This is a genomic window from Sporosarcina sp. SAFN-015 (assembly GCF_051966875.1).
Lineage (GTDB): Bacteria > Bacillota > Bacilli > Bacillales_A > Planococcaceae > Sporosarcina.
This window is the reverse complement of the sequence record NZ_JBQCKP010000019.1, coordinates 1-16,791: the sequence shown is the minus strand read 5'-3', so window position 1 is coordinate 16,791 and position 16,791 is coordinate 1. Positions and strand designations below refer to the sequence as shown.

At 44.4% G+C, this 16,791-nt stretch carries 14 protein-coding genes; 10 read left to right on the top strand and 4 right to left on the bottom strand.

The genetic code is table 11. From position 1 onward, the window contains the following. Nucleotides 1-84: 84 nt before the first annotated feature. A complete protein-coding gene (locus ACTHPA_RS18380; protein WP_440502398.1) occupies nucleotides 85-1,818 on the bottom strand; it encodes an ABC transporter ATP-binding protein in 1,734 nt (577 codons plus the stop codon). Between the two features lie 120 nt (nucleotides 1,819-1,938). On the opposite strand from ACTHPA_RS18380, the gene ACTHPA_RS18375 reads away from it, so the two are divergent. From ACTHPA_RS18375 to ACTHPA_RS18365, 3 genes are read left to right on the top strand one after another with little or no spacing between them, the layout of a single operon-like run. Further along, complete coding sequence (locus ACTHPA_RS18375) at nucleotides 1,939-3,357, top strand: ABC transporter permease (protein WP_440502397.1); 1,419 nt, start codon at nucleotides 1,939-1,941, stop codon at nucleotides 3,355-3,357. A gap of 13 nt (nucleotides 3,358-3,370) precedes the next feature. Continuing rightward, nucleotides 3,371-4,867, top strand: a complete 1,497-nt coding sequence (locus ACTHPA_RS18370; RefSeq protein ID WP_440502396.1) for an ABC transporter permease — start codon at nucleotides 3,371-3,373, stop codon at nucleotides 4,865-4,867. A 56-nt stretch (nucleotides 4,868-4,923) separates the two neighbouring features. After that, a complete protein-coding gene (locus ACTHPA_RS18365) occupies nucleotides 4,924-6,738 on the top strand; it encodes an ABC transporter substrate-binding protein (RefSeq protein WP_440502395.1) in 1,815 nt (604 codons plus the stop codon). Nucleotides 6,739-6,891: 153 nt separating this feature from the next. On the opposite strand, the gene ACTHPA_RS18360 is transcribed toward ACTHPA_RS18365, so the two are convergent. After that, nucleotides 6,892-7,365 (bottom strand): hypothetical protein, encoded by a 474-nt coding sequence (locus ACTHPA_RS18360; protein ID WP_440502394.1) that lies wholly within the window; start codon nucleotides 7,363-7,365, stop codon nucleotides 6,892-6,894. Nucleotides 7,366-7,572: 207 nt separating this feature from the next. Here ACTHPA_RS18360 and ACTHPA_RS18355 point away from each other — a divergent pair, with 207 nt between their 5' ends. The 5 genes from ACTHPA_RS18355 (at nucleotide 7,573) to ACTHPA_RS18335 (ending at nucleotide 12,009) form a co-directional block, all read left to right on the top strand. Then, nucleotides 7,573-8,688, top strand: coding sequence for a hypothetical protein (locus ACTHPA_RS18355; protein WP_440502393.1), 1,116 nt, complete (start codon nucleotides 7,573-7,575; stop codon nucleotides 8,686-8,688). A 24-nt stretch (nucleotides 8,689-8,712) separates the two neighbouring features. Beyond that, the gene (locus ACTHPA_RS18350) at nucleotides 8,713-10,377 is read left to right on the top strand and encodes a hypothetical protein (protein ID WP_440502392.1); all 1,665 of its coding nucleotides are present in this window, start codon (nucleotides 8,713-8,715) and stop codon (nucleotides 10,375-10,377) included. A 16-nt stretch (nucleotides 10,378-10,393) separates the two neighbouring features. Next, nucleotides 10,394-10,981, top strand: coding sequence for a class D sortase (locus ACTHPA_RS18345; protein ID WP_440502391.1), 588 nt, complete (start codon nucleotides 10,394-10,396; stop codon nucleotides 10,979-10,981). 309 nt (nucleotides 10,982-11,290) lie between these two features. Next, the gene (locus ACTHPA_RS18340) at nucleotides 11,291-11,494 is read left to right on the top strand and encodes a DUF6904 family protein (RefSeq protein WP_440502390.1); all 204 of its coding nucleotides are present in this window, start codon (nucleotides 11,291-11,293) and stop codon (nucleotides 11,492-11,494) included. After that, nucleotides 11,494-12,009: a DUF6904 family protein gene (locus ACTHPA_RS18335; RefSeq protein WP_440502389.1), complete on the top strand. Its 516-nt coding sequence runs from the start codon at nucleotides 11,494-11,496 to the stop codon at nucleotides 12,007-12,009. Before ACTHPA_RS18340 ends, ACTHPA_RS18335 begins: the two co-directional genes overlap by 1 nt. A 114-nt stretch (nucleotides 12,010-12,123) precedes the next feature. Here ACTHPA_RS18335 and ACTHPA_RS18330 read toward each other — a convergent pair whose 3' ends face one another. After that, nucleotides 12,124-12,765 (bottom strand): metal-dependent hydrolase, encoded by a 642-nt coding sequence (locus ACTHPA_RS18330; protein WP_440502388.1) that lies wholly within the window; start codon nucleotides 12,763-12,765, stop codon nucleotides 12,124-12,126. Nucleotides 12,766-12,974: 209 nt separating this feature from the next. On the opposite strand from ACTHPA_RS18330, the gene ACTHPA_RS18325 reads away from it, so the two are divergent. Then, nucleotides 12,975-13,238 carry an excalibur calcium-binding domain-containing protein gene (locus tag ACTHPA_RS18325; protein ID WP_440502387.1) on the top strand — a complete coding sequence of 88 codons (264 nt, stop codon included), beginning with the start codon at nucleotides 12,975-12,977 and terminating at the stop codon, nucleotides 13,236-13,238. A 186-nt stretch (nucleotides 13,239-13,424) separates the two neighbouring features. Here ACTHPA_RS18325 and ACTHPA_RS18320 read toward each other — a convergent pair whose 3' ends face one another. Beyond that, complete coding sequence (locus ACTHPA_RS18320; protein ID WP_440502386.1) at nucleotides 13,425-14,765, bottom strand: S8 family peptidase; 1,341 nt, start codon at nucleotides 14,763-14,765, stop codon at nucleotides 13,425-13,427. Nucleotides 14,766-14,991: 226 nt separating this feature from the next. Between ACTHPA_RS18320 and ACTHPA_RS18315 the strand changes: the two genes are divergently transcribed. Next, nucleotides 14,992-16,632 (top strand): SWIM zinc finger family protein, encoded by a 1,641-nt coding sequence (locus ACTHPA_RS18315; protein WP_440502385.1) that lies wholly within the window; start codon nucleotides 14,992-14,994, stop codon nucleotides 16,630-16,632. Nucleotides 16,633-16,791: the final 159 nt, after the last annotated feature.

Genomic DNA, 16,791 nt, shown 5'->3' with positions numbered 1-16,791 from the left:
TTTTGTGTTTATTCAAGCAATAGTATTCATTAAAGTGGACCATTTTCCAGATATTCCTTGACCTGCAACGCTAATGGGCACCGCTTACATCGCGACCCAGTGGCCTTGTGTCACTTCTATTAGTTGGGCGTTTTCTAGGTTGTAGCGGTCGGGTGTCGTGCTTTCTGCTGGGATGTGGCGCTTTTTGTTTGCTTCGACTTTGGGATCTGGAATTGGGATGGCAGAGAGCAAGGATTTTGTATATGGGTGCAAAGGGTTGCTGTACAGTTCCTCGCTTTCTGCTAGTTCGACGATTTTGCCGGCGTACATAACGGCGACCCGGTCGCTTAAATGTTTTACCATCGATAGGTCGTGGGCGATAAATAGATAGGTGAGACCGAGTCGATGTTGCAGATCCTCAAGCAGTTCGACGATTTGGGTTTGAATCGAAACATCGAGTGCGGATAGCGGTTCGTCGCAAACGATGAAGTCGGGCTCGACTGCTAAGGCACGGGCGATGCCGATTCGTTGGCGCTGTCCCCCTGAAAATTCATGAGGGTACCGCATGGCGTGCTCCGGTTTAAGTCCGACCATTTCAAGCAGCTCTTCCACTCTCTTTTTTCGTTCCGCCTTCGATTTGCTCAGTTTATGGATGTCTAGTGCCTGCCCGATTATATCTAGTACTTTGAATCGTGGATTCAAAGATGAATACGGATCTTGGAAGATCATTTGCATATGGCGGCGCATCGTTTTCATTTCATCTTTCGATAACCGGTTGACGGCGATTCCTTGGTAAAGAATGTCGCCTGCTGTCGGTTCATTGAGCCGCAGGATGGCGCGGCCTGTTGTTGATTTACCAGATCCGGATTCGCCAACGAGCCCTAATGTTTCTCCGGGTCGGATATAGAAGCTAATATCATCGACCGCTTTCAACGTCTCGCCTTTTTCGCTGTCGAAATGCTGTCGAAGCGAATCGACTTGAACGAGTGGAATCGAAGTATCCACACCTTTTTTAATATGCGGAGGCCGTTTTGCCTTCTTTTTTTCATCGAGGCGTGGCAATGCGTTCAATAATTTTTTCGTATACGGGTGCTGCGGGTTTTCGAAAATGTCGATTGTCGTCCCTGTTTCGACAATTTCCCCGTCTTTCATAACCGCGACGCGGTCACACATCCCTGCGACGACACCGAAATCATGCGTAATCAAAATAATCGACGTGCCGAAACGTTGCTGCATGCTTTTCATCAAATCTAAAATTTGCGCTTGAATTGTCACGTCAAGCGCTGTTGTCGGTTCATCAGCAATTAAGAGGGACGGCCTGCATGCAAGTGCGATAGCAATCATTACCCGCTGACGCATGCCTCCCGAAAATTCGTGGGGATACTGGGTAAAACGCCTTTCACTGTTTTTGATTCCGACAAGCTTCAGTAGCTCAATTGCTTCCTTTTTCGCTTCTCTTTTCGATAAACCTCTATGTTTCACTAGGCTTTCTGCAATTTGTTTTCCTACCCTTATGGTTGGATTTAAAGAAGTCATCGGATCTTGGAAGATCATTCCGATTTCTTTCCCGCGGATGCTTTCCATTTCTTTTTCCGTCTTTACAGAGAGATCCTCTCCTTGAAATTCGATGATGCCTTGCTTCATATAGGATGGAGGGGAAGGGAGCAGGCGCATGATGGAGCGTGCAGTGACGCTCTTTCCGCTACCGGATTCCCCGACGATTCCTAACGTTTCCCCTTTTTTTACTTCAAAGTTTACTCCGCGTACTGCATTGAAATCTTCTTCCCTTCCGGCGAATGAAACATGAAGATCCGTCACGCGCAACACTGTATCCGACATACAAAATCCCCCTATCTGTCATCAAGATTAAAAAATCTTAAATTGACAACAACTTTATGTTTGAATATAGTATAGTATACCGATAGGAATTATACAATATAGTGAAGGAGGGGACTATGGATGAAACTTGGCATATCTGCCTTGCTCAAGAGAACGTTCCTAGAGGCGCATCGAAGGTCGTACTATCGGTTTTTGCTCTATTTAACAGGGTTGCCTCTCCATTTACTTGTTTATCTCTTTTATTTATTGAAGAGAAAAGACAATACATACGAAGCGACGAAGGCAGATGTCGAGCGGGAGCTATCGGACGATAGACGCAACGATTATGTAAAAGAGTACGAGGACCAGCTGCTGCGGAAAGCGGTGTTTTTCGAGGAGAATAGAAGCCGCGAAGTGATTCATAGAGAGGCGGAAAAGCTGGCAGACGAACGGTTCGAGGAAGAGGTTGTGCGACGGACCGATGCAAGGCTTGCGAAAATAGGTGCAAGAAAAGAGACATACTCTACATACTTCATGTCTCTCCTTGAACGGCCCGTGTTCCTCATCGCTTCATTAGTACCAGGTGTCATTATGTATGCGTGGCTGTTGTTGATGAGCAATCCATTTTTGAAATATATTATGGAACGTCTCGTCCAAAGCGTGTTTGTCATCATCGGGGTAGGGATACTCGTTTTTTCCATTCTTTATATTTCACCATTCGATCCGGCTTCCAACATCCTTGGTGAATCGGCGACGAAGGAACAAATTGCCGCATTTAATCAGATTCATGGTTTGGACCTCCCTTATTTGCAACAGCTATGGAATGCATTGAAAGGGATTGCGACGTTCGATCTCGGTTCATCGTTTGCGGGTAGTGAGGATGTTGCGACGAGTATTGCGAATAAATTCCCAGTTACATTTACGATTGCGATGTTCTCCGTCCTTATGGCAATCGTCATTGCCATCCCGGTAGGCATATTGTCCGCAACACGGCCGAATTCGTTTTTGGATACGTCATTCATGTTCATCGCACTGATCGGTTTATCAATTCCCAATTTCTGGCAAGGTCTTATTTTCATCTTGAATTTCTCGATCAAGCTCAATTGGCTGCCTGCCACTTATAGCCCGGGAAATGTCTGGTCGATGATCATGCCGGTTATTGTGCTAGGAACAGGCCTCACGGCATCAATTGCGAGGATGATGCGTTCGTCTTTACTCGAAATCATTCACGAGGATTACATCATTACTGCGCGGGCTAAAGGGCTGACGAAAGGCCAAATGCTTTGGAAGCACGCAGTCGGGAATGCAATGATTCCGGTTATTACCGTCATTGGATTAATGTTCGGCGGGATGCTTGGCGGAGCGGCGGTAACGGAGAAAGTTTTCAATATTAAAGGGATTGGAAGTTATATCGTTGATAAGCAATTTATTCCAGATATTCCCGCTATTATGGGGGGCGTCGTCTATATTGCAATTACAATATCACTCGTTAACTTGCTGATCGATATTTTGTACGCTTTCCTCGATCCGCGTATCCGTTCGAAGATGAAACAATCATAAAGCAGGTGTAAAGATGGAAAAGAAGCTGAATAATCGGCATGCATTGGTTTTATCAAAGGAATACCCCCAAGCGAATTTTACATGGATTATTACGTTGATCATCTCATTGCTCTTTTTGGCGAACAGTTTCTCGTTCAAAACGGGGGATATGAATACGTTTGTATTCGCTTTGTTCATCGCCTATTTGGCTGCAAGTCTTTTGCAGTTTTACATTACGCGGAGAATGAAGAGAGATCTTCTGCTCCATGGTGTGATTCAAAAAAAGACCCGGCGGCTTGGGTATGTACAGTTGCTCAGCTTATTGACGGGGAATGTGTTCGCTGCGGCTTTCGCGTTCAATTTAATCAATGAACGGAAGACGCCGGAATACACATTTGCTGTGTATACGTTTTTGACGCAGCTATTCGTCATCGCGATTTCAGCGATGAATATGTTTAAACCGTATGTGACGGACACATTTCCAGCGGCGATGGTCGTTTTGCTCGGCATTGCGGTATTTGATGTAGCTGTTTTGATCATCGTGGCAAAGTCGGTCGGAGAAGTGGAAGCTCCGCGTTCGATGGCAATTATGGCTGTCATTATACTTCTAACGGCATTGACGGGTAATCTCTTCGCGCTTGTTTTAGGATGGAGCTTGTTGTTGAAATCAATGAGCAACGACCGTTCACGGATTTTGAAATGGAATGTGATGTGGGAAAAGATTACGCGAAATTCGACAGCAGCGTTAGGTATGTTTTTCATTATCCTCATGCTGACGATTTCGATTGTGAGCCGGTATACGTTCGATTATTCACTTGCTGTCGAGAACGATTACGGTAATATTTTGCAATCGCCAAGTTTGGCCTATCCGTTCGGAACAGATAACTTCGGGCGCGATGTGTTTTCGCGGATCGTGTTCGGTGCAAGGATTTCTTTGATAGTCGGATTCGCATCGACCGTCATTCCGGCGGTCATCGGTGGATTCCTTGGCGGGATTGCCGGCTATTACAGCAGCCGGACGGACAATTTGATCATGCGGGTGCTTGATGTGCTGTATGCGATTCCGGGAATTTTGCTTGCGATTGCGATTATCGCGGCGTTCGGTGCGAATACGGTGAACTTGATCATTGCGCTTAGTGTCGGGTCCATTCCGACGTATGCCCGTACGATGAGAGCGAATGTGTTGATGGTGTCGAATTATGACTTTGTCGATTCGGCTCGTGCACTTGGCACTTCTGACTTGGCGATCATCTTCAAACAAGTCGTGCCGAATTCGATGGCGCCGATGATCGTTAAGTCGACGTTAACGATTGGCGGGGCAGTCATTGCGACGAGCAGTTTGAGCTATTTAGGGCTTGGCGTGGAGCCGCATATTCCGGAGTGGGGGAATATTTTGCGGGTCGGAAGCACGTATTTGGAATCCCATTCGTATTTGGCGGTCTTCCCGGGGCTTGCTATCATCTTGCTCGTCCTGTCTTTCAACTTTTTAGGGGATGGGCTGAGGGATGCGCTTGACCCGCGGCTTGATTAATTTGCGGAAATCGTTTTGGCGGAATGATTGTAGATAGAAGAAAAGGAGAATTGATTATGGGAAAAAGATTATTGGCTGTTTTGCTTGCGCTTGTCGTTGTGTTGGCTGGCTGTGTGAAAACGAAATCGGATGTGTCCGGTGAGAAGGATGGCGGAGAGACAAAAGGCGGCGGTGGCTCCGGCAAGACGACAATTGAATTGCTTGGAACGAGTGCTGGCGAGGAAGATATGAACATTGTTCGGGACCAGTTAATCAAAAATGGCTTTGACGTGAAATTGAACATCCAACCCGATTACGGTAGCTTCAAAGCACAGCGGGATGCAGGGAATTATGATATTGCGTTATCGAGCTGGACGACTGTGACAGGAAATCCTGATTATGCGGTTCGTTCTTTATTCAAATCGGACGGTGATAACAGCAATATTAACGATGCTGAAGTGGATAAATTGATTGACAAAGCGAGCACACAAACACCTGAAGAATTCAAAGAGACATATAAGCAGCTTGAACAGCGCATTATAGATGAGAAAGCGTATATTGCGCCGCTTTATATTTCATTCAAAGCGCAAGGGGTCAATAAAGATGTGTTGAACCCGGATACAGTCCGTCTTGCGAAATCACGTGCGATCGCATGGGAGACGATCGATTTCAATGATGCATCTAAGCGTGATACGGATGCGTTGATTACACAGCAAGCGATCGGTTCGTTGACGTCGCTTGATCCGATCAAAGGGAATGACGGCTCGATCAATACGTTGAATACAAATATGTACGTGCGTCTCGTCAATTTGACGGATGACGACCAAGTCGTATCGGATGGCTCACTTTCGTACAATTATGCGATTGGAGAAGGTAACTCGGATTATTACTTCATTCTCCGTGATGATATTAACTTTGCGAAAGTGGAGGATGGAACAGCGGTCGATACAGGAGAGCGCGTTGGTGCGGATGATGTCGTCTTTTCATTGAACCGTGCGAAAGATGGTGAATCGGTGCCGGATCACCGGACGTATAGCTTGCATGAAAGCATGAAGGATATCGAAATCGTGACAAATCTTGCGGAGCTGGAAGACACGAAGTTGTCTGGTGGCGAAGGGTCGGTTCTTGATGCGCTTGGGGAAGGTCTTAAAGCCGATATTACGGAACTTGTTGGGGATAAAACCGCAGCTGACAGCAGTGCAGGGAAATACCAAGTTGTCAAAGTGACGACAAACGATCCATTCCCGCAAGTATTGAACTATTTGGCGCACCAATCCGCTGGGATCGTGTCGAAAAAGCAAGTGGAGAGCATTAACACATACGACGTGGCGGCGTTTGATGTGAATAAAGATATTCCGTACGGCGATCAGCGCACAGTGACGGAAGGGGCTAGCTATGATAACCATCTGTATGCGAGCGGTCCATACATCCTTGTGAAGAAAAATGATTACCAAGCGGACTTTGTGAAAAACCCGGCATATCGCGTAGACAGCGAATTCGAACCGAAAATCGCGAACGTTACTGTACGCTTCATTGAAGACGCGGACAGTGCATTGTCTGCATTGCGTAACGGCGAGATTCATCTATTCAATGGTGTGCCGGAAACGAAATATGAGTTGGTAGAGAACGATGATAAGTTAGTGTTGCAAAAGAATGACAGCAACGCCGTCACATACTTGCTATTCAACGGATCTGACCGTGACGTTGCGAAAAGCGAAAACTTGCGGAAAGCCGTTCTCTATTCCATCAACCAAGATGAGTTCTTGAACTTCTACCAAGGGAATAAGAAGAAAGCTTATTCAACAGTTAGCCCATTAGTCGAAACAGGCAATGAACTAGTAGCTGACCCAGCAAAAGTGAAAGAATTCTTAGCGGCATATCAGGCGGAGTAATTGAATAATTAAGATCACAAAAGTCAGTCGTGTACGTAAACGACTGACTTTTATGTTTGAAGAGTTATCTACTGAATAACGAAAGTTATCATCAAAACGGAACTGTAGACCTATTTAGGTGAATCGTTTGTTTAAAATAAAGCACGAATAATCTTAGCTCTCTTTTACCAACTCAAACTGCTTGATGACAGGGAAAAACACGCCTCTTTGGATTTCCATTACTGGTTGGCCATCCATCAGATAGGCATCCAACATTTTAAAGGTGACTGTTGCAGTTGTGCTCATTCCTGGATTCAATCGACTATCTGCAATATCGACGCTCCAGCTTGAGTAAACGTTGCCTTCATTCTTAATGGTGAATGAGATACTGTTCGTCGATACTTCGGTGTTTGCAATATTTTCCACAGAAAAATAAAAAGTTTGCTCTGACTTGCTATGTGATGAATTGGTAATCTGAAACGCAAAGTCGTCGACTAGTATTACGTCTGAGGTGAAATTGTTATTTTTTTCTGCTTGTACATGTTCAACTGATTGAGAACTAGGCTTGAGTACAAGGAATACGGCTACAATGATTGAGCCGATCAGCGCTGCAAATACTGTTTTTTTGAACCACGGATTCTTTACCACTGAAAACTCTCCTCAATTTTCTTTTATTACGATAAATTCTTCCCTCACATCATCCGTTCTAATCCGATTCGAACTAGACCTGTAGAGCATGTTAGTCGTTTAGTACAAGGGACTCCTTCACTATGGTTGAAAAAGAGGGCTACGGTACCGGTACAATTTATGTTTATGTGTTTGTTAGACGGGTACGAGAGAAGGAGATAGAGTATTTTGAAATTATTGGATGGTACGAAGGAGGTGAATTATGTGAGATGGATGATCCTTTCTGTTAGCCTCATCTTCTGTGTGTTGATTGCGCCGGTTGCTGTTGCGCATGCTGAGGATGGTGACGGAGAGGGAAAAGGACTTTTGTCTGGCGTGTTGAATCAGGTCGAATCATCGGTGAAGGACACGACTGAATCGGTTGGAACAGTTGTCGAATCTGCTGTTGAAGGTGTAGATCAAACGGTGAAGGATACTGTTTCATTCACAAAAGATACGGTTGAAACGCTAACGAATTCTTCTACTGAACAACCAGTTTCTGAGATTGTAGATCGCACGAAAGATTTTGTAGAAGGGACTGTCGACAATGTTATACCGGTAGTTGGTAACACGACAGAGACTGTACACACTGTAACCACATCAGTGACCGGGATAGTGAAAGAATTGCCTGAAGTTCCTGTTGTCTCTCCTGTAGTAAACGAAGTAGGAAAGGTTGTCAATGAGACGACTGAGCCGGTGATCGAAACTGTTGAGATTGTGGAAATTGAAGAAACGACGGATTTAACTGAGGTAGTTATTGAGAATGAAACACCGGCACTCTCCGAATCTGTTGATGCGCCTCTTATTGATGCAAAGTCTGAAGAAGTAATTGAACAGCCGGTTCTAAAAATGAACGAAGAAACGTCAGCTGAAGATGAGGTAGTTGCGGTTCATTCCCCGGAAATTGCGGAACCTACTAAACCGGAAGCAATAGATGAAGATATCACTTTTATTTCGAATGAAACTCCTCAACAAATTGCCCCGAGTCTTGAGAAGCAGTTTGCTGGCAGTGTCAAAGTTAAGGAAGGAAAGCCAGTTGTGCATGAAACACACACGATTCCTGTCGAATCAAAAACGCAGTGGGAAGGGATTCCGATTGCGATAACGACTGGCACAACATCAATCTCTTCTCCAGTATTTTTGGGAGGGAATGCAGATGTCGTGGCGGGAATTATGAATGGATGTGCGATTTTGCACATTATGTCTGGCAGGCAATGGATTCATTCCGATGAACAAATGAGGATCCAATGGGTTCACGCGCCACCCGGCCAACCACCCCAAACTACTCCTTTTTTACAAGTATAAAAGTAAAAAAGGAGAGGAAATAAAATGAAAAATAAATTGAAAAATGTTGGAGTTTTATCGTTTGGTCTATGTATTTTGCTTGGTTTATCGCCTTCGAATGCGTCGGCAGATGAAGGTGATTCATTCGTGGATGTAAATGTTTTAAGTAAAGAGGACGGCAAGTCTTCGGTGCTTGATGTCGAAATTTTGGATTTGCCGATTGTCGGTGATGTTAACGTGAATATTCCATCCGACCCGGAAAATGACGATTCGGACGCATTGGCAACAGTTGAGGTAAGTAGCGGTGTTGTCGATGATTTGGATGTTTCGGTGTTGGAGGAAACCGATACAAAAACATCTGTGGCGACGGTCGAATTGGAGTCTTCCTTGACGGATGATGTGACAGTCGATGTTTTGTCCGACGAACAGACATCGAATTCGTTTGATGGCGGGGTAATCGAAGTGAATGGAGACGATTTGCCTTTGCTTGGTGAGACGCATGTCGGTGTGTTGGATGAACATGTGACTGTTGGTGAAGAGGGAAATTCTGATTCATCGGGTTTAATTCAAACAGATTTGAATGATGGTTTGCTTGAAGATGCGTCTGTTGATATATTGGCGATGGAGAAAGCAGAAGGCAAGGAAAAGTCGGCTGTAGTTGATGTTTCCGTCGACGATGATGGGCTTTTGGATGATATAGGAGTTTCAGTGTTGAAGCGCGAGGAAACAAATTCGGATTCGAAAGCTTCCCTTGCTTCCGTCGGATTGGAGACTGCAGTGACAGATGATGTTAACGTTGACATAGCTTCGAGCGATAGGACGGTCAACTCGTTCGATGGAGGTCTTGTTGAAGTGAACGGAGACGATTTGCCATTGCTTGGTGAGACGCATGTCGGTGTGTTGGATAAGCATTTGATGGCTGATGCGGATGGAAACTCTTATTCGTCGGGTTTAATTCAAACGGATTTGAATGATGGTTTGCTTGAAGATGCGTCTATTGGAGTGCTTGTCCGAAAAATGGAAATGGCGGAAGACGAAGGTTCGGTGATGAGCAGCGGTGTGAGTTTGAATGTTAAATTGCCGGGAACGGATGACATTTCAGCGAATGTGCTGACGAGAAAACGGCAGTTCGAGATTGCGATTGATGAAGCACCGAGTGTAACAACTCCATCGACGGATGAGGAAAATGGTGATGTGGCGGAAGAAAATGCGTCTGTTAATGAAGAGGAAAGCGATGTACCCGCTATTCCGGAAAGTACCGATAATCCTTCTTCAGATGGGAATGAAGAAGGGGCTATGTCGAATTCCAATCAGGAAATGGTGACGCCACCTGCAAGTGAGGGAGATTCCGGGGACGGTTTTAACGGTGAAATAGAGGGATCGTTGGAGAACAATTCCGGTTCGGATGCCGTAGTAGAAGAACCGGAACAGGAATCATCCGCGGGAAATGGCATATCCGGTAATGTGGACGCCGATTCAGGCTATCGAACAGGAGAATTGAACGGCACTGCTGATGCATCAAGCCTTTCTGAAACAGGGCAATCTAATGTAATGAAGGGCCTTGCGATGAATAGCGCAGATTCCCAATCTTCATTACCGAGAACGGGCGGATTTTGGGACGGAAAGCGGTTGGCGTTTCTTGCGCTAGGCCTCATGGCGATGGGAGTTATACTGAGGAAAATGGGAAAGTCGACTTGGTCCGCGGCTTGAAAGCGGTGGATAACAGATGAAGCGAACTTTGAAAATGCTTGGAACGTTGTTAATAGTGTCTGGCGTAGCGATGTTCGCTTGGCTCTTGAACGGCAATGCGAAAAGTGACGCGCAGCAACAAGAAATAGTTGAAGCATTTCGTTCTGTCCAAGCTACAGAGGGGACAGTCGAGTTGCCGGAACAGAAGGTCAAATCTACTAATCTTAATGGGATGGAAGGCATCTTGTCGATTCCTGCGATTGACTTGGAAGCGCCGGTACTTCATGGAGCGGATGCGGAGACGCTCAACCATTCCCTTGGTGCTATCGAAAACATGGATTTGCCCGGCGAGATGAACGGCAGTTACGCCATCGCCGGGCACCAAGCCCATGTATTCGGCAAATATTTTAATCGACTTCATGAAATGGAAGTCGGCACAGAATTCACATTCCAAACAGCTGCAGAGGAGATGTCATTCACTGTTTTCGACATCAAAATCGTTAAGCCGCATGAAGTTGAAGTGCTGGAATCCAAAGAAGGAATTGCGCTCATGTCGCTCATTACATGCTACCCCGCGTACTCAAACGAATACAGGCTCGTCGTGCAAGGGGAGCGGGTAGATTGACAATTGTGCGAATTTTTTCGGTGCCTGTGCAAGAAACTATTCTGTTTATTCACTACAATTGCATGTTGGTGAAAAGGAAAGTCAGTCAAATGGAGGGATGACTGGCTTTTCTTTGTATGTTCATGACTTTTGTTGAATTGTCATAAATGTGTCTTGCACAGGCACCGATTTTAGATGAGGTATCGCTGAATAAATGATAAGAACTGATTAAATTACAATATAAGGATGTTGGGTAGTTTAATGGACCTAATTCATTCTAGGTGATAATATATGTATTTACAACTAGATTACTAGAGGAGAGAATTGCAGATGATATGGTTGGAAAATACACCAAATTACGCGGGAATCTATCTTTCAGGCGATCGAAATGATCTTAGTTCGTTGAATGAAGCAATCAAATTGATTGTTGGAGAAGAGGGAGAATATCTAGGGTATGAGCACATACGGCTTCGTATCTTGGATTTGTGTAATGAATTGTATCAAGGGGCGAAGGACAAAGGGAAGTTATTCTAGTGCCCATTGGTTTGGAACGAAAGATAGTGAATAGAAGTCCTATCGAGTCTTTGGAGAATAATTCGTACTTTCGGATCCGTGTACTTTGGCCAGAATTATTGTTTCTCGGGTTTGTTTTAAATGATTTCATTGAATTGTCGGCAAAAAATAGACGACATTTCTGGGACTCCACGCAAGCACGCCTCCGTTTATTTCAATCGATTATCGGTGAATGTCTTGAGAATACAGTAGGGGAAAGTAAATTTCGGCTATTAAAGGGATTATTGACACCTAATTTTATTGGATATTACCAAAACTTCGTCACTCAATATATAGATCATCTTAACATTGAATTTTTGAAAATGGACAAAGCAAAGCGGTTGGCACATGTGAGTATTGTGGCTAAACGAGTGGCTAATAAGGATGCTAAGTATATAAAGATTAAGAGTCAAATAGAGAAGATTGCCATGCAAGATGGGGTGTCGCTAAGCGTTGTTCGATATCCTGGAGGCTACCCTGAGGATTTTCGGTGGTAAGGGGGCTTCGGGTGAATGGCGCTCTTTAGGGTGCCTGTGGAGCCACAACCTCCTAAGCTGTGGCTCCCAGGTTCAATTCACACAATGAGTATACGAATTGAAATGCTATATATCTCACCATTCTTTATTCCAAAGCGGTGCGAACCATTTGACGCCTCGACGGTTCATTGGCAAAAGCTTCATATCCGCAACTAAGTGGCTGGCATACCCGGCTATACCGGCAATGAGCAGACCTTCGATTGCCCATTCCTGTTGTAATTGATGCAAAATAAACGCATAAAAAGCGAGCCCGAGTAGTGAGTGGGTGTAGGAGCGGTGTGGCAGGAACGATGCGATGACGATATAGCTTCCGATCAACAGGATGCCGATTGATTGGTGCATCACAATTCCAAGCCACATCACCATGACTCCAGTTAGCGTCAACGTTCTTCTTTGAGTTATGAAGCGCGATACGATGAAAAAGAGCAATCCGATGCCTGCGTAAAGAATAATGGAAGGCGCGAAGCCTTTTGTGAAATACTGATATGCAATCGCGATTAAAATACCTATTCCGACGAACTGCATTAGCCATTGAGCGAACTTCTTAGAAATGGTGATCCGATTGCTCGCCAACCCATTTGTGTCCAAGTCGGGGACTAACGCCGACACGCCGCCAACGAAAGATGAAATTGCGATGGTATATAGGTCAGGCTGTACTTGAAACCCTGCAATTGCCCCGACGGTGACGCCGATTGCTGTGTGTGAACTTCCTTTCATCTGTAAACCTCTCTTGTTGTGTAATCTTCTTATTATCTCGTAGTGGCAGGGTGGAAGGCAATGGGTGTATGTTAGCACTTGCAATGTTTAAGGTAGGTAGATTGGTAGAAGGTGTTTGAAATTAATAGTAGAGAAATGAAAATTATAAGAGTGTAATTGTTATTTTATGTTACAATTATTTACAAATATTAATAGTTGGAGAGATGAGAATGAGAAAGATTTTGTCTGGATTAATCGCCATGTCCCTAGCCTTTCTTTTGCTTGCTATGCCAATTCACTCGGCTAATGCTGCCCCTGCAAAGTTCAAAAATTGCACCGAGTTAACTAAAACCTATCCAGGCGGCGTCGCTAAGAATGCTAAAGTCCGAAACGTTGGAGGAAAAACTAAGTACAAGCCTTTCGTATCAGCAGAAATTTATAAACTGCACTCAAAAATGGACCGTGATAAAGACGGTATTGCTTGCGAACGGTAAAAGTAGGTGCCAAAGTAGGTGCCTGTGCAGCAAACTATTCAGTTCATTCACTACAATTGCATAATCAAAAAAGGGAAGCTCATGAAATAACTATTGCATGAGCTTCCTTTCGCATTTATATATTCACTATTTAATTGTCATAAATGTTTCTTGCCACAGGATCCGAAACTATTCTGATAACTAATGTTACTCCCCTGTCCTGAATTTCATCTCATATTGCCCGCCATTTTCGACAAAGAGCAAGAGTTGATAGTTTGAATGCGGGAAGAATTTACGAATTGGGGTTACGATGATTTCATTTGCTTTTGTTTCTGTCACGATAGGAACATCCTTGCCTGAACGGTTAATTCGGATGTCGACTTTATCCCCTTGCGTTAGTGCCCGGTCAAAGGTGACTCTCCAGCTTTTATTCAAAGGGACGCCTTCTTGTGATGGAAATGATTTGGTGTCCGATGAAACATTCATTGGAGGAGATAAGATTTCTCGAGTTACCTTTTCATCGTATGTTGAGAGGTTAAGAATTCCCTCTCCGAATTGTGGATCCCAACCTGCTGCCCCTCGATCGATCGTATATTTCTTCAGTAGCCGATCGATGTCTAGCACCGTCCTAGTCGGATCTTCCAGCTTTAGCATGGCGGCGACTGCACTGACAAAAGGTGTGGCGGTTGAAGTGCCACTATAACTTTTGAAAGAACCTCCCGGGACGCTGGATAAGATATCGACTCCAGGTGCTGCAATATCGATAGAGGCTCCCGTGTTACTGAAGTCTGCAATTCGGTCATTTCGATCGGATGCCCCGACAACGATCACTTTTTGTTCACCCGCCGGATAAAGGGGGGATGTATCTATACTTTCATTCCCAGACGCGACGACGACAACGACGTTATGTTCAAGTGCGTAGCCGATTGCATCAGCTAAATAAGTCGAATACTCCTCACCGACAAAACTCATGTTAATGATGTCAGCGCCATGATCAACGGCATATCGAATTCCCTCTGCAATATGATTGTCATAGCCCCTTCCTTCCTTGTCCACTGCTCGAACCGGCATGATTTTCACGTTGGCCGGCGTCGTATCGGCAATAATACCAGCCATATGCGTGCCGTGAAAATGCTCATCCATCGGATCTGAATCCTTATCCAATACATCATAGCCCGCCACCAAACGGTCACGAAGGAAAGGGTGGTTTGTGTCGACACCCGTGTCAATAACTGCCACAATTACGATTCCTTCTAACTCTCTTGTACGTTCAATTAACTTGTCTGCCCCGATATGAGCGGGCCCCCACGATTTTGCTTGCCAAGTACCTGCTTGCAACGCTATTTTACGGATATAATCAGGCTGCAACACCTTCGCATCCGTAAGCTCTTCTACTTCATCCTTATGTACACTTTCAATAATCGGTTCATTTTCCTTATTGAGCACTTCAACTAAGAACCTGTCACTTTCATTCGCCAATGCAACGGAACTTGCAAAGCTAAGCGTGAGCAACACTGAAACTAGACTTGTCCCTACAAACTTCTTCATCTATTAAGCCACCACCTTCTACTTATCTACTAAACTATAGCACGGATGGAGGCATTTCAAACAGGTGCCTGTGCAAGTTGATTTTGTGTATATATATGTTTCATAGTGAATTGTCATAAATGCGCCTTGCACAGGCATCAACACCTACAAAATAAAGGATTTTCCGGAGGGGTGTCGTATTGGTATAGTAAAAGTATTGCACCGCAAGAAGAGAGGGGAAAGCGCGATGAATCTTTACGATTTTGAAGAGGTAGTGAACCCTACTATCGTAGAACGTGGTTCCGAGTATTTTGATGCGGGATTCGTTGCAAAACTTGTACGTCTTGGCGACGGGCGATACAGTGCGCTCGTTGAGGGAGCGGATATGTATGAAGTTTCTGTTCAGCTAGATAGTGAAAGCAATATCCTTATGTCATATTGTGATTGTCCGTTTGATTTGGGACCAGTTTGTAAACATGAAGTCGCTGTTTATTATGAGTTGATCGATAGACTGAAGGATAATGATTTTTCTGAGGCTACACCTAACGAACTGCCGAATTTGAAAACAATACTTGAAAGTCTTTCCAAAGTGGAACTAATTGATATACTCATTGATTTAGCGGATAAAGACCCAAGTCTACATAATGAGTTGCTCTTCAACTATGCAACGGTCGATGAGCAGCAAGAGATTGCTCGTTTCAAGAAGATGATTGAGTCGATTGTTGAGAAATATGTTGGAAGAGAAGGGTTTATTACATATAAATATATTGGCGACTTCTTGAATGAATTATTTGTTGTGCTGAATAAAGTCGAAACGGTGAAAAATTCGTTGGTTGCCATGGAAATTGCCGAGTTGCTGTTGAATGAAGGGATAAAATCTTTTCAATACGCAGATGACTCGAACGGTGACATCGGGTTTTTATTAGATCAAATAATAAAAACAATGGACACGATTGCGCATGGACCTTTGGAAGCTGCCGAACAAAGTGAGATGTTGGACAGGCTCATTCGTTTGTCGAAATCTGACATACTCGAAGGATGGAGTGATTTTCGAATTGATGTGCTCGGCATCGGTTTGAAATTTGCGGGAAATGTTCAAATGCAACAAGTTTTAATGGATGAGTTGGAAGCAATGGTAATGGACTCGTCTGCAAATGATTATGGTCGGTACGAAAATGAACGGATTTTTAATTTGATGTACGATCTCATTGAAACGTTCGGCACGACAGAGGAAGCAAAGCGATTTCTCCAGGATAACATAGGCTACCCATCATTCCGGAAGCGGTTGATGCAATATGCGATGGATGAAGAAAAATATGAAAGTGTATTGGCGCTCGCTTCCGAAGGGGAGTGTATGGACAGGAAGTACCGAGGCTTGGTTACAAGATGGAAAAAATGGCGTTATCGAGCATATCAACAATTAAAGTCTTATTCGGAGCAAATGAAAATCGGCAAAGAGTTGCTAATGGGAGGGGATTTTAAGTACTATTCGGAGTTGAAGGAGCTCGCTGCTGATGAATCTTCTTTTTATGATGAGTTGAAGCAAGAATTGGCAGACAAAAATGATAGGATGTATGTCCAACTGATCGAGACGGAAAACGACGTAGACGCCATACTGGATTATGTACGCCAATATCCTTCGACGATTGAACGTTATTTGAAATACTTGTTAGATTCCCACAAAGATGAGGCGATCCGGCTTTTCGGATCTCATATTAGAGAGAATGCCGAAAATGCATTTAATCGAAAGCAATACAAGGAAGTTTGCAAATTGTTGAAGCGCTTCCGAAAACTTGCCGGGCACGAAGCCCAAATGAACCTGGCCAAAGAGCTCGAGCAAACAAATAAAAATCGCCCCGCCTTCCTTGATGAATTAAGCAAGCTGTAGAGATTCTTTTAGCGGTGCCTGTGCAGCAAGCAATTCAGATAATACACTACAATTAAAAGGAAGTCACTCTATTGAAGTGACTTCCTTTCAGCCTGTTGACAAACGCTCGCATCCGTTGTTGCTCGTCTCGCTCGTCCGCTCATGAACTTTAGTTCTATT

Bases quoted from the DNA above. Each gene is read 5' to 3' on its own strand.
- ACTHPA_RS18380 (WP_440502398.1), bottom strand. From the start codon at position 1,818: ATGTCGGATACAGTGTTGCGCGTGACGGATCTTCATGTTTCATTCGCC.
- ACTHPA_RS18375 (WP_440502397.1), top strand. From the start codon at position 1,939: ATGAAACTTGGCATATCTGCCTTGCTCAAGAGAACGTTCCTAGAGGCG.
- ACTHPA_RS18370 (WP_440502396.1), top strand. From the start codon at position 3,371: ATGGAAAAGAAGCTGAATAATCGGCATGCATTGGTTTTATCAAAGGAA.
- ACTHPA_RS18365 (WP_440502395.1), top strand. From the start codon at position 4,924: ATGGGAAAAAGATTATTGGCTGTTTTGCTTGCGCTTGTCGTTGTGTTG.
- ACTHPA_RS18350 (WP_440502392.1), top strand. From the start codon at position 8,713: ATGAAAAATAAATTGAAAAATGTTGGAGTTTTATCGTTTGGTCTATGT.
- ACTHPA_RS18345 (WP_440502391.1), top strand. From the start codon at position 10,394: ATGAAGCGAACTTTGAAAATGCTTGGAACGTTGTTAATAGTGTCTGGC.
- ACTHPA_RS18340 (WP_440502390.1), top strand. From the start codon at position 11,291: ATGATATGGTTGGAAAATACACCAAATTACGCGGGAATCTATCTTTCA.
- ACTHPA_RS18330 (WP_440502388.1), bottom strand. From the start codon at position 12,765: ATGAAAGGAAGTTCACACACAGCAATCGGCGTCACCGTCGGGGCAATT.
- ACTHPA_RS18325 (WP_440502387.1), top strand. From the start codon at position 12,975: ATGAGAAAGATTTTGTCTGGATTAATCGCCATGTCCCTAGCCTTTCTT.
- ACTHPA_RS18320 (WP_440502386.1), bottom strand. From the start codon at position 14,765: ATGAAGAAGTTTGTAGGGACAAGTCTAGTTTCAGTGTTGCTCACGCTT.
- ACTHPA_RS18315 (WP_440502385.1), top strand. From the start codon at position 14,992: ATGAATCTTTACGATTTTGAAGAGGTAGTGAACCCTACTATCGTAGAA.